The following is a 13,920-nucleotide window of genomic DNA, read 5'->3' on the forward strand; positions in this document are numbered from 1 at the left end:
TTCGAACTCAATAACGACAAAAAACGAAAATCAGGAACCTGCTATGTCTACAACCCTAAGAACGGCCCTGATCGGCATCGTGCTGATTCTGCTCGGTGGCTTTCTCGCCAATCGCATTCAATCTGTTTCCGGAGAGGTAGATGTCAGCACCGTCCGGTTTGCCGGTAACAACGGGCTGATCACCCACGCACGGCTCTACGTGCCGAACGGGGTCACCAATGACAACCAGGCCCCGGGCATTGTGGCCATTCACGGCTACATCAACAGCAATGAAACCCAATCCGGTTTCGCCATTGAGTTTGCCCGCCGCGGTTATGTAGTGCTGGCGCCCGACCAGACCGGCCACGGCTATTCAGACGCACCGGCGTTCGCCAACGGCTTTGGCGGTATGGATGCACTCGCTTACATGCAAACCCTGCCGTTTGTGGATACCGACAACATCGGTCTTGAAGGCCATTCAATGGGCGGCTGGTCGTCACTGGTCGCCGCTTCTGTCCTGCCGGATGCCTATAAGTCGATCGTGATTGAAGGGTCGTCGACCGGTACCTTTGGCGCGCCCGACGGCACCGCCACCTGGCCCCGCAACCTGGCCGTGGTGTTCTCGGCCTACGATGAGTTTTCGCAGCTGATGTGGGGCGTGGAAGTTCCGACTGATATCCGCTCTACGGACAAACTGAAGACGCTGTTCAATACCGATGAAACCATCGAACCCGGCAAGCTCTATGGCGATATCGACGCCGGCACGGCCCGCATCCTGTACCAGCCACCGGTCACTCACCCGGGGGATCACCTGTCGACCGAAGCCATTGGCTACGCCATCGACTGGTTTGATCGCACGCTGGAAGGCGGGCAACCCATTCCCGCGTCAGACCAGATCTGGATGTGGAAAGAACTCGGCACCTTGCTGGCGCTGATCGGCATGGTCTTGCTGATTCCTGCGATCATCCCTGCGCTTGCCAACACGGCGCCTTTTCAGTCGCTTCAGGGCACCCCTGCCGAACCGAAACCCATTGTCGGCGGCGGCTGGTGGATCGGCGCGCTGGTGTTCATGGCGCTGCCTGTAGTGACGCTGTTCCCGTTCAAGGGGTTCAGTGAAGCCTGGGGCTGGCAGGCCAGTGCCTGGTTTCCGCAAAACATCACCACTCAGGTGATGGTGTGGGCGCTGGGGGTTGGCATCATTTCCCTGGTCTTGTTCATGGTCTGGCACGCACTGCTGAACCGGCAAACCGGTGCAACCGCGCGCCATTATGGGTTGGCCACCAGCCAGGGTTTCTCGTTATCGGTTGTGGTCCGCTCGCTGGGTCTGGCGTTGGCGGTGGTCGGCGTTCTGTACGCGTCACTGATCGCCACGGCTTATGTGTTTGATACCGACTACCGGTTCTGGGTATTCGCCATTAAGCCGCTGAGCGCGTTGCAATTGCGCATCGCCCTAGTTTACGCCGTGCCCTTCTGCCTGTTCTTTACCGTGGTTGGCATTCTGCTGCATGGCCAGTTGCGCAACGGAAACTGGAGCTTCCGGCGGGAACTGTTCGTCAACTGGGTGCTGCTGATGGGTGGCTACGCCGTGCTGCTGATCGTTCAGTACACGCCCTTGTTCCTGGGCGGCAGCATGACCATTGCCTCTGAACCGCTGTGGACCATCATCGCCTTCCAGTTCCTGCCGCTGATGACCATTGCCGCCCTGGTGTTTACCGTGGCCTACCGGACTACCGGCACGGTGTACACGGGTGCGTTCATCAACGGTTTGCTGGTAACCGGTGTGGTGGTTGCCAGCCAGGCAACACACTACGCGTTCTGAGGGTCAATGGCCTGATTACGCCTTAACACCTGCCTAAAAAAAATGCGCCCCCGGAACTGTGCTTCCGGGGGCGCACCTTGCTAAAAGCCCGGGATGGTCACCGCGGCATCATTCTGACATCACTCAAACTCGCCAACGGCATGGGCTTGCCAAGATGGAAACCCTGCGCAAAGTTGATGCCGAGCCGGCAGAGTTCATCCCGAATGTCAGCCGATTCAACGAATTCGGCGATGGTTTTCAGCCCCATTTCCTGGCCAATATTATTGATGGAGGCCACCATCACGTTGGCCGTTGAGTCGTTGCAAATGTCTTTGACAAAAACACCGTCAATTTTGATGTAGTCCACCGGCAAATTCTTCAGATAACCAAATGAAGACACCCCGGAACCAAAGTCGTCCAACGAAAATTCACACCCTATGGCGTTCAGTGTCGCCATAAAATGAAGCGCACTGCTCAGGTTGGCGATCGCACTTGTTTCCGTAATTTCAAAGCAGACCGATTCCGGTGGTACCTGGTGGTGCTCCATCAACTGCAAGACAAACGTCAGAAACTCAGGGTTGGTCAGCGAATCGGCCGTGAGATTAATGGAGTAGTGGCCAGGGGACTGGCGTTTCCGGCGATGGTAGTCGCCGATCCAGGCCAGAATGTTGGAGACGACCCAGCGGTCGATGGCCGTGGCCACGTTGTAACGCTCCGCTGCTGGCATAAAGGCACCCGGGGGAATGATCGTGCCGCTGGTGTCGAGCATGCGCACCAGCACTTCGTAGCGAGGAATGGTTTTACCGTCTGCCTTGAGCGGGACAATCGGCTGCACGTACAGGCGGAGGCGATCGTTATCCAGCGCTGAATGGATCCGGTTTACCCATTGCATTTCATCCTTACGCTCCAGCAGTTGGCTGTCGTCGGGTTCGAACAGGTGTACCCGGTTGCGCCCTGCTTCCTTGGCGGCATAACAGGCCGCATCGGCCGCGCTTAGCAGCGGCGCCAGGCTCATGCCATGGTCACTCACCGGTACCAGCCCAATGCTAACCCCCACCGCGAAGGATTGATTACTCCAGAAAAACCGAAAATTCGTCACCAGTTCGCGAATGCTTTCAGCAACGTGCAAGGCCTCTTCCACGTCACACCGGTACAGCAGAATTCCGAACTCATCTCCGCCCAGGCGAGCAAGCACATCGACATCCCTGACCCGGCTGCGGAACAGCGCCGCAAGCTGTCGCAGCAGTTCATCCCCGGCGATGTGTCCGCAGGTGTCATTGACGACCTTGAACTGATCCAGGTCGAGGTAACACATGACGTGAGAGTGTTCGGTTTCCTGCGCATCGGACAGCAACGTTGCCAGAATACGTTCGAATTCGGCACGGTTTATCAACCCGGTCAGGGCATCGTGTGACGCCTGATAACTGAGATCCCGGGCCAGTTGGCGCGGTATGGTAATATCGCTGAAGGTGAGCACGGCGCCGATCAGCCGGCCTTCGGAATCGCGAATCGGGGCGGCGGCGTCCTGAACGGAAATGCTCTTGCCATCCCGGCGGTGCAAGGCACGATGAACCGCGATGGTGTTACCCCTGCTGTTGGCCGAACGTCGCATCAACCGGGATACCGGATTTTCCAATGGTTCACCGGATATCTCATTCACCAGTTCATACACGTCGGTCAGGGGTTGGCCGGCGGCGTCCGCCATCGGCCAGCCGGTTAGCTCTTCGGCCACCGGATTCATATAGGTGATTCGACCGGCTCTGTCGGTGGTGATCACACCATCGGCCACGGCCGCCAGTGTCACCTGGGCCAGATTTTTTTCGGTGTACAACTGGTCTTCCATCCGGCGCCGTTCGGTAATGTCCCTCACGATGCCGGTATAGTGACCGGGCCCTTCGTCGGTACCCAGCGTTACCGTTAGTTCGGCCAAAAAGGTGCTGCCATCCCAGCGACGACACTGGACTTCCTGCCGGGTTTCTCCACCCGGTAGTGGCAAGAGGGTTTCGGGCCGCCAGTTGTCTTCGACCAGTAGCTGGTGCAGGCGCACTGTCCCGGTTTCTCCCGGCAAGGCAAACAACCGCTGCGAGCCCGGATTAAAACTGGTCAACAAGCCGTCGGCCTGGAAGGTAACAATGCCATCTCGAATGTCGCGCACAATTGCCTGGGTTTTCTCCACCGCCAGACCCAGCGCACGAATCACCCGGTTATACTGACTGGCAATCTGACCCACTTCCGTAAAGGGTTCGACGGGCACTTCACCGTGAAAATCACCGGCGCGGGCATCGCCTTCCATGTGCTCCAGCAATTCGATCAGTTCAGTGCGGGTACCGTGTTCGGAAATATTCAGGCCCAACCGTTCCGCCTCCGGTGTAACCCGCAACGGTATCCGTCGCTTCATCAGCCACAACACCAGATAGGCAACACCAAAACTCCAGGCGGCGCACACCAGAATGCCTTCCAACTGCACCAGGAATTGGTCAGCGACGCTCAACCCGGTACCCAGTAACCCGGGGTCACCAAACAAGGCAACCGCCAGCGTGCCCCAGATACCCGCGGCCAGATGCACGGGCACAGCGCCGACGGCATCGTCCAGGCGCCAGCGCAACAGGGCGTATTCCGCCAACTTCATGACCAGCCCGCCAATGGCCCCGATCAGCACAGCGTCAGGAGCAGAAATGGCGTGAGCGCTGGCCGTCACCGCCACCAGCCCGGCCAACAGGCCGTTGATGGGTTGAATGGCATCGGTGAAGCCGCGCAAGCGCCAGTTCAACGCAATAACTACCGCGACACCGGCCACCCCGCCCAACAAGGTGTTTACCACAATGCCCGGTACCGCCGCGTTGGCGCTAAGCGTGCTGCCACCATTGAAACCAAACCAGCCAAAAAACAGCAACAGCGCGCCGAGCATGGCCATGGGCAGGTTGGAGCCGGGAATCGTAAGGGACGGGTCATCCTGGTCGAAGCGCCCTGAACGCGGGCCGATCAGCATAAGCACCGCCAGAGCAACCCACCCGCCAACGCTGTGCACCACGGTCGCGCCGGCAAAGTCAACAAAGCCGGCCGCACCCAACCAGCCCTGACCATCGGAAAAACTGCCCGCCCACACCCAATGCCCGAACACCGGGTATATAAGCCCGGCCACCAAAGCCCCCAAGGTGAGGTAAACGCCAAATCGCAACCGTTCTGCGGTCGCCCCGGAAATGATGGTGACCGAAGTGGCGCAGAACATGGCCTGAAACAGGAAGAAGGCCGATAACCAGGCATCGGTATGGCCAACATCGGGTAAAAAGTGGCTGGTGCCCAGCCAACCGGTCTGGCTGAGCCCAAACATGATGCCGAACCCATACAGCCAGTAGAGCAATACCGACAACGCAAAATCGGCCATGTTCTTAAGCGCAACGTTAATGGCATTCTTGCTGCGGGTAAGGCCGGCTTCCAGGCACAGGAAACCCAGCTGCATGTTGAAGACCAGGGCTGAACAGAGCACCAGCCAGAAGACATCGATGAGCGGTTTTTCCATGAAGCGGCTACCTAACCAGCGGTTGCATCATTAACCCTCAGTAATACAAGGCTCCGGATCAAACCCTGTTCTAGCAAGATTCAAACCAGCCGGAAACGCCGGCAGTGGTAGTCGGCCACGCCCTTTTCGGCCCCCCATGCACCAGGTTGTGGCATTCATCGAGCCGCGCACTAAAAAGCAGCCTGCTGATGTCAATCGGGCGCCTTCGGGAGGTATGATGGTGGCGCAATCGGGTTCTACGCCCGCCCCCCCCCTTTACTGAAGAGAAGACGGTGACAATGCACAGCGTAACAGCGCTCGAACTGGCGACATGGTTGAACGATGCTACCCAAGACACCCCCGTGCTGCTCGACGTACGAGAGCCCTGGGAATATGAGACCTGCCGGATTGAGGGGTCGTTGGCGATGCCCATGAATTCGGTTCCGGATAAGCTGCCTGAACTGGACACCCAACAGCCGATCGTATGCATCTGCCATCATGGCGTGCGCAGCAGGCAAGTCGCGATGTATCTGGAGCAGCAGGGAATCACCAACGTTTACAATCTGACCGGTGGCGTGCATGCCTGGGCCCTGGAAGTCGACAGCACCATGCCGACGTATTAAGGGTTGCAAAAACGGCCTGCCAAACCCACTCAAGTCGCAAAGCAGATGAAAACGGCGTGCTGTTCCCTGGGCCTCGCGTGCCTGAGTTTGCCCAGTTCATTCAAGTAACGAGGAGCGTTGCCATGCCAGCCAATGATTCGATTCCTACTCAGCCGATATCGCCCACCGGCCCGGCCACGGGTTCAACGCTCGCGGATCTGGCGGCGATGGCCGACTACTCGCTGATGGACGCGCTCACGGCCGATCCGGATGCGACCGCAGACGGCGCCGACTATTCGCCAAGGCAAGTGTTCTCGGGCCACTACGTGCCCGTGGCACCAACGCCGATCGAAAACCCCGAGTACGTCGCACACAGCAAGACGCTGTTCCACGAACTCGGCCTCGACGACAGCCTGGCCAAGTCTCCCGACTTTATGGCCATGTTCTCGGGCAATCTGACCCAGGTTCCGGAACCGCTGCGCCCAGTGGGCTGGGCCACCGGCTATGCACTCTCGATCTACGGCACCGAGTACTACCAGCAGTGCCCATTCCAGACCGGCAACGGCTATGGCGACGGGCGCGCGGTGTCGGTACTAGAGGCAGTAGCCAACGGCAAACGCTGGGAAATGCAGTTGAAAGGCGGCGGGCGAACGCCCTATTGCCGGGGTGCCGATGGCCGTGCTGTGTTGCGCTCCAGCGTTCGGGAGTTTCTGGCACAGGAACACATGCATGCACTCGGAGTGCCCACGTCACGGTCGCTCAGTTTGTACGTTTCCAAAACCGAACAGGTCCGTCGGCCCTGGTACTCGGAGGGGTCTCGCTCCGAGAACCCGGACATAATGGTGCTGGAACCCGTCGCTATTTCCACACGGGTGGCACCCTCTTTTATTCGGGTCGGCCAGCTCGAATTGTTCGGGCGTCGCGCGCGCAAGAACGAACACCCAAACGCCATGGCAGAACTCGAACAACTGATGTTGCACCTGATCGATCGGGAATACCCCGGAGAAATCGACCCGAGCCTGAGCACGGGCCAGAAAGTCGTCGCGCTGGCGCGCCTGTTCCGAGCCCGGCTCACCCGGCTTGTCGCCAACTGGATACGGGTTGGTTACTGCCAGGGCAATTTTAACAGCGACAACTGCGCCGCCGGTGGGTTCACACTCGACTACGGCCCGTTCGGTTTCTGCGATGCATTCGACCCTGTGTTTCAGCCCTGGACGGGCGGTGGTCAACATTTCTCGTTCCTGAACCAGCCTGCCGCCGCAGAGCGCAACTTTTACTCGTTTTGCTCAGCCTTGCAGCCACTGCTGGTCTCGGACCAGGACAGCCTGAAAAAGCTGATCGATGTTCACCATGAGTTCCCGGCGGTCATGCAAGCTGAACTTGAAACCATGTGGGCCGCCAAACTTGGGTTGCCCGCCTTCGACGAGCCCTTGTTCAAAGAACTGGTATCGCTGATGGCGCAAACTCCGGTTGATTACACCCTCTTTTTCCGTGAGCTGTCATCCCTGCCCGACGACATCGCTGCACTGAAGACCAGCTTTTACAACGAAACAGACAGTGCCGGGCCCGCGATGCGATCCCTGTATTCGACCGACCCGGAAGGCATGGACAAGCGCTGGTCACAGTGGCTTGCCCAATGGCAGTCACTCCTCAACAGCGGGTCTGACCATACGCCGCCCCGTTCCCGTGAAGACATTACGCGGCACATGAAACTCGCAAACCCGAAATACACCCTGCGGGAATGGTTTGTGGTGCCTGCGTATCAGCAAGCGAAGCAAGGCGACTATTCACTGGTGCATGAACTGCAAGAGGTGATGACTCAGCCATACGCGGAACAATCGGATGCGGTTGAAGAAAAATACTATCGGCTAAAGCCGTTGCAGTTTTTTGATGCGGGTGGCTGGTCGCATTACAGTTGTTCGTCGTAATTCTTCTGCGCTCGAACATTCAAGTGCTCGGGAGAGTATTCACAGGTACACGATTTAGTGTTGCTACTGCGAAGTTGACCCAGTCGTTTGGTACTCTAATTGGTACAAGAGCATACGTTCCTGTCCCGGGGGGATAACCTGGGCGTTCCGGGACGTGGAGGGTTATAGCTATAGTCTTTTCCGGACAATAAACACATGTCTTTGCAAGACTGTTCTTCTTTATTCAGCCAAAGTTGTGCTGTAAGCGTAAAAACAGCTAGGACCAGGAGCATAACGATGGCATAAACAACCACTTCTCGAAAGTACATCTTCTTGGTACCTATTTTTTTCTGTTGAAAGCGATGGGACCCTTTAACAATCTAGAGCTCTTCTTTAGTTATTTTCAAATGAAGCATAGGAATAGTGATTTCTTCGAAAGAATAAAGATTTTTGATGAACGACTTTAACATCATCACCTATTCTCGGGGTTGGCGTTCCATTATACGACCCTGCGGTGTTCATACCATTAAATCGCACAACCAACTGATTCTCTGACCCAGTGCTTGTTTCTAGCTTGTGATAATCAAGAACCACACCGGATCCATTGGAAACTTTAATAAAGAAAGTTGACTCAACAGCAACCAATGCAAACAGGAGCAAAAAGAAGAAAACAATTACTACTTGCCTTAAGTGGCGCCTTATCTGAATAGCCAAAAACTGTAGATTCATTAAAACCTCTTTACACAATCAATTTCCTGATTTACCTCTAGATTAGAACCTTCCAAAAACGTCTAACTCTCATCAAAAAAGAACACTATGAAATTCACCAGGGACATGAACAAGAAGATCGATACTCCAGATATATAGGTAACTGTTAATACTTTCACCTTAACTGAGGTGATTTTGTTAGGTGGAAGAATCTTTCCATTTCTCAAACCCCTAAGCGCAATAACACCGAAAAAAGCAAACCCAGCGAAGAATAAAGCTACTATTAATCTCGCCATTTGCCTCCCCCTACTGCTTGCATACTTGTCAGATCTAGTTTGACTCATTCCCATACAGCCTGGCACCATAGACAATGTGTATATACAAGAAAACAGGAATGACAATAGCGTAGGCCACCGTGACAATACCGCTGTGTTCCAATGATTGACGGTATGTCGGTGCGACGCGGCCAAAAGAAAAGATGTAGCACAAAAGCCTGGATACGTTAATGAAGGGCCATGCCACAACAAGAAAAATAAACCATAAGACAGTGGCAACGACAAAGGTCTTTGCCAGTGACTCGAATGCAGATACAAACCCACCAATGCCTTCATCGTACACTATTCACCTCAATACTTACTTACCAACTGACGATTGTTCACACACAGCGCATAACCCAAGATGTACAGGTCCAATTTTCACCAGGCTGAATCAATACCTCTCAAGCAGAGAAAATCCTTGAAAGTAACCACGCGACTCCATTTCTTCTACTGGCCAGGCATAGTTATTCACGACGCGTGACCAGACTAAGGCCATCTCATCAACACCATTCATTGTAAGCATAAAACTAAAGCCTTCCACCCAGGCATCTTGCGCAGCGAATGCGTAGATAATTGCATGAGTTTTGTATCGAACGAGCGTAAAATTATAAGGCATTTCGTACCATTCGTCGTTCCTTTTGGTCACCACAACGACATCTGTGCCGTCTATTCTTATCAGGATCTCCGAGTTGTATGGCTGGCCCGGGTAGTCTCCTTGCAGTTCCAGGCCAGAGATTTCCCCTACCCACTCCCCATCAAGCTGACTGAATATAGCTTCTGAGGCTGCCCGGAATTCTTCAAACTCTTCCGCTGAATCGAATGCAAAGGAGAGCGAAGTGCTTAGAAATATAGATATCAACAAAAATACATACTTCATGAGTGCCTCAAAGCTTAAAAATGTTATAAGCCCTTTATCAGACTCAGACTCACCCAAGAGTCTGAGTCTTGTACTACCGCTTCTCATTGCATAGTACAGTCTCGCGCTCAAGGGAATGACATTAGGCACTGGTTATGTGACGGTGTTAACAAACACTGCATTATCCTACTATTATTGGCTGAATGAACCCCCGGTGAATGGCAAGCATCAATATTCATTTACCTCTTACAATGTCCAACTGGTGTAGATTCGTGATTTTCCGCTGAACCCTCTACCAGCCTAGTAATAGAGGCGCGAATACTACTAAATGCCCACATCATTAAGTCATGCTATGGTTCACAACGCCCTTAATCAACAAGCGCAACCCCGACAGGCAACCATGAAACGTACCGTACTTATATTGGAAGACACCCCTGACATCGCCGAGCTGGTGCGTATGCATCTTGAAGATCTCGATTGCGAAGTGGTCGTCGAGCCTCGGGGCGATACCGGCCTGGCCCGCTTCCGGGAAGGCGGCATAGACCTGGTGATACTGGATCTGATGCTTCCAGGCATCGATGGCCTCTCTGTGTGCCGGGAAATTCGTACTCTGCCGGGCTACACACCGGTGTTAATGCTGACCGCCCGCACGTCAGAACTGGACCGAGTGCTGGGCCTGGAAATGGGCGCGGATGATTACCTGACCAAGCCGTTCAGCGTGGCAGAACTGACTGCCCGGGTAAAAGCCCTGTTCCGTCGGGTCGATGCGTTGTCGCAACCGGCCAAGGCGCCGGACACGGACATCGTGGTGCGCGATCAGCTTCGGCTCGACCCCTCCAAACGCCGTGTCTGGATCGCCGATGCCGAGGTGGAGCTGACAGCACGGGAATTTGACCTGCTGTTGCATTTCGCCAGTCACCCGGGGCAGGTGTTCAGTCGCCTGCAATTGCTCGATGCAGTGTGGGGGTACAACCACGAAGGTTACGAACACACGGTCAATACCCACATCAATCGCCTGCGCGGCAAAATAGAAACCGACCTCACCCACCCGCATTACATTGAGACCGTCTGGGGCGTCGGCTATCGGTTCCGCGAATGAATAATCCGTTCAAGTTGCTCCGCAGCCTCTATGCCCGCCTGGCGCTAGGCCTGTTTGTGTTGTTGATAGTGGTCGGCCTGGTGTACACCGCCATCAGCCTGGTGGCGCTGCGCAGTTACCAGGCATCGGTCAATCAGGAACTGAACCGAAACCTGGCGATGAACCTGGTGGCCGACCAGAACCTGGTCGCTAACGGTGAGCTGAATTTCGATGAACTGGATAACCTGTTCTCGCTGTACATGTCGATCAACCCCAGCATCGAAATCTACCTGATCAACCCTGAAGGCCGCATTCTGTCGTACTCGGCAGACCCCGATAAGATCAAACGCAACAGCGTGTCGATGGCGCCCATTGAGCGGCTGCTGGCGAACCCGGATGCCTACCCCCTGTTGGGTGACGACCCGCGCAGCCACGACCGGCAAAAGGTGTTCTCGGTGACCCCGGTCCCCTCGGCCGACAACGTGGAAGGCTACCTCTATGTGGTGCTACGCGGCGAGGAGTACGATTCCGCCGAACTTATGGCCCGGGAAAGCCAGTTTTTCATCATCAGCGCCTGGGCCGTGGCGGTCAGTCTGGGCATCGGGTTACTGGCGGGGCTGGCCGTGTTTCATTTGCTCACGCGCCGGTTGAAACAACTGGCGGACAGGGTCGATCATTTCCAGAACTTGCTGGTTGCCGACACCCCGCGATTGCCGGCACCCGCCGGTGATGAGATCGACACGCTGGCTTCAACATTCGAGCGCATGTCGACGCGCATTACCCTGCAACTGGACCAGTTACAGGAGAAAGACGCGTTGCGGCGTCAGTTGGTGGCTCAGGTATCGCATGATCTGCGCACACCGCTCGCCAGCTTGCAGGGTTATGTCGAAAGCCTGCTGATCAAACGCGACCACCTGAGTGATGAAGAACAACGACGCTTTCTCACCATCGCCCTGAACGAATCCCGCCGGCTCGGTCGACTGATTGACGAACTGTTTGAACTGGCCGCCCTGGAAGCCCGGGAAAAACAGCCCGAGCCAGAGCCCTTCTCACTGCCAGAGCTGATTCACGACGTGGTTCATAAACACCAGCCTGCCGCCGAGAACCGATCCATTGAGCTGAATATCGAAGGCGATTTGGCGTTGCCCATGGCCTACGCCGATCTGGGCATGACCGAGCGCGTGCTGGACAATCTGATCAGCAACGCCATGGACCACACACCGGACAACGGACGCATCGAACTCACACTGGCACATGCAGATGAGGCTGTGTCTGTGACGGTACACGACACCGGCCCTGGCATCGCCCCGGAAGACCTGCCGTTCATTTTTGACGCGTTCCACCGCGGCTCATCCGAGCGAAGCTCGGCCCATGCCGGGCTCGGGCTCGCCATTGCCCGGCGCATTATGATGCTGCAGCACGGCAGCATCAGTGCTGGCAACCACCGCGACGCGGGCGCGGAGTTCGTGGTGACGTTGCCGCTGGCAGCCACACTCTTGGCGCCTTCCGGCAAGCATAACGGTTCGTGATACTTTTGTTATAAACAACAGACTTCCTTGTGAACCTTTGCCTGCAGACTGTCTTCTTCTGCCCAAGGCCAACGAGGTACACAGTATGAAACAGACATTACTCTATTCAGGCTTGCTGATCGCCATGACCTTCGCCGGTATTCAGGTGGCGGCCAGTAACCATTCAAACCAAAACAGCCAGTATGCCCCGAACGACCCTTCGCTGGCGGTCGCCACCTTTGCAGGCGGCTGCTTCTGGTGCGTTGAGGCCGGCTTCGAGGCATTGCCCGGTGTCGCTGAAGCGGTCTCCGGCTACACCGGTGGATCGGAAATGAACCCGAGCTACAAAGACGTCTCCGGTGGCCGGACCGGTCACACCGAAGCGGTTCAGGTCTACTACGACCCGGCCGTCATCACCTATGAAGGGCTGCTGCAAGGCTTGTGGCGCATGATGGACCCGACCGACGCCAACGGCCAGTTTGTGGACCGGGGTGCCCAGTACCGCCCGGGTATTTTTTACCACACGCCCGAGCAACAGACGCTGGCCCAGGAAGCAAAACAGGCGCTGATTGCGGAAGACCGCTATGAAAAGCCGGTCATTATTGAGATCGAGCCTTTTGAGGTGTTCTACGATGCCGAGGAATACCATCAGGATTACCACACCGAGAACCCGATCCGGTACAAGTTCTATACCCACAATTCCGGACGTTATCAGTTTATCGATGCCGTCTGGGGTGAGGAACGGTACATTGACTATAGCCAGTTCCGGCCCATGGATATGAGCAACATGGACGATATGGGTGAAATGGACAGTATGGACGGCATGGACAGTATGGACGACATGGACAGCATGGATGACATGGACAACATGGATGGCATGGACAGCATGGATATGAGTGCCGGTCCCGGCTTCAACGCCGCCACGTTCACCAAACCGAGTGAGCAGGTGCTTGAACAACGGCTGTCGGACATCCAGTTCAAAGTCACTCAGGAAGACGGCACCGAACGCGCGTTCAACAACGTCTATTGGGATGAAAAGCGCGAAGGGCTCTATGTGGATATCGTCTCGGGCGAGCCGTTGTTTTCATCGCGCGATAAGTACAAATCCGGCACCGGCTGGCCGAGCTTTACTCAACCCATCGCCTCAGACGTTGTGACTGAGCATGAAGACAGAGGGTTGTTTTCAGTGCGTACCGAAATACGCAGCCGCTACGCCGACTCCCACCTCGGCCATGTATTCACCGACGGCCCCCAGCCAACCGGCCTGCGCTATTGCATGAACTCGGCCGCGCTGCGTTTCATTCCGAAAGACGAGATGGTGGCTGAAGGGTACGCAGACTATGTGGCGATGGTAGCCCCGCCCATTTCCTGATTTGAGATTCCTCCGGTGGGCCTCATTCAGGGCCTGCCGAAAAACGCTCTCCCCGGGTCGTGCCTTACACACCTTAAGGCAACGCCCGTTTTTTTTGCCCAGCCAATTTCCGCACCTACTTTTGAGAACTCTGTCACAATTCCTACCTTGGCATTAGCCCTAAGACCATACCTGAGGCAGCGCGATACTGGTTGAGAACCGATGTTACTACTACGCTGCACCCTATAGACAGGCATACCCAAAACCTCAGGTGATGCCCGACAGACGAGTCGGGTATAGGGATGGTTTCGTAGCAG

Annotated in this window: 9 protein-coding genes; 6 read left to right on the forward strand and 3 right to left on the reverse strand. The window is 55.8% G+C overall.

Translation table 11 applies throughout. The features are described 5' to 3' along the window. Nucleotides 1–43 precede the first annotated feature (43 nt). On the forward strand, nt 44–1,798 hold the full coding sequence (locus ACHUE7_RS17730) for an alpha/beta hydrolase (protein WP_394171215.1): 1,755 nt from the start codon (nt 44–46) through the stop codon (nt 1,796–1,798). 97 nt (nt 1,799–1,895) lie between these two features. Here the strand turns inward: ACHUE7_RS17730 and amt are convergent, their stop codons facing one another. After that, the gene (gene amt / locus ACHUE7_RS17735) at nt 1,896–5,297 is read right to left on the reverse strand and encodes an ammonium transporter (RefSeq protein WP_394171216.1); all 3,402 of its coding nucleotides are present in this window, start codon (nt 5,295–5,297) and stop codon (nt 1,896–1,898) included. A 278-nt stretch (nt 5,298–5,575) separates the two neighbouring features. On the opposite strand from amt, the gene ACHUE7_RS17740 reads away from it, so the two are divergent. Next, nucleotides 5,576–5,899: a rhodanese-like domain-containing protein gene (locus tag ACHUE7_RS17740; protein WP_394171468.1), complete on the forward strand. Its 324-nt coding sequence runs from the start codon at nt 5,576–5,578 to the stop codon at nt 5,897–5,899. Nucleotides 5,900–6,021: 122 nt separating this feature from the next. Continuing rightward, nucleotides 6,022–7,806, forward strand: a complete 1,785-nt coding sequence (locus ACHUE7_RS17745; protein ID WP_394171217.1) for a protein adenylyltransferase SelO — start codon at nt 6,022–6,024, stop codon at nt 7,804–7,806. A gap of 372 nt (nt 7,807–8,178) precedes the next feature. Here ACHUE7_RS17745 and ACHUE7_RS17750 read toward each other — a convergent pair whose 3' ends face one another. Next, a complete protein-coding gene (locus tag ACHUE7_RS17750) occupies nt 8,179–8,514 on the reverse strand; it encodes a hypothetical protein (RefSeq protein WP_394171218.1) in 336 nt (111 codons plus the stop codon). Between the two features lie 687 nt (nt 8,515–9,201). After that, a complete protein-coding gene (locus ACHUE7_RS17755) occupies nt 9,202–9,687 on the reverse strand; it encodes a hypothetical protein (RefSeq protein ID WP_394171219.1) in 486 nt (161 codons plus the stop codon). A 379-nt stretch (nt 9,688–10,066) separates the two neighbouring features. On the opposite strand from ACHUE7_RS17755, the gene ACHUE7_RS17760 reads away from it, so the two are divergent. The 3 genes from ACHUE7_RS17760 (at nt 10,067) to msrB (ending at nt 13,624) form a co-directional block, all read left to right on the forward strand. Continuing rightward, entirely contained in the window at nt 10,067–10,765 is a 699-nt protein-coding gene (locus ACHUE7_RS17760; RefSeq protein ID WP_394171220.1) for a response regulator transcription factor, read from the forward strand. Beyond that, nucleotides 10,762–12,273, forward strand: coding sequence for a sensor histidine kinase (locus ACHUE7_RS17765; protein WP_394171221.1), 1,512 nt, complete (start codon nt 10,762–10,764; stop codon nt 12,271–12,273). Before ACHUE7_RS17760 ends, ACHUE7_RS17765 begins: the two co-directional genes overlap by 4 nt. 85 nt (nt 12,274–12,358) lie before the next feature. Continuing rightward, nucleotides 12,359–13,624 carry a peptide-methionine (R)-S-oxide reductase MsrB gene (gene msrB / locus ACHUE7_RS17770; protein WP_394171222.1) on the forward strand — a complete coding sequence of 422 codons (1,266 nt, stop codon included), beginning with the start codon at nt 12,359–12,361 and terminating at the stop codon, nt 13,622–13,624. The last annotated feature ends 296 nt before the right edge of the window (nt 13,625–13,920 follow it).

It is taken from the genome of Saccharospirillum alexandrii, from assembly GCF_043641555.1.
In the GTDB taxonomy this organism is placed as follows: Bacteria; Pseudomonadota; Gammaproteobacteria; order Pseudomonadales; family Natronospirillaceae; genus Saccharospirillum; species Saccharospirillum alexandrii_A.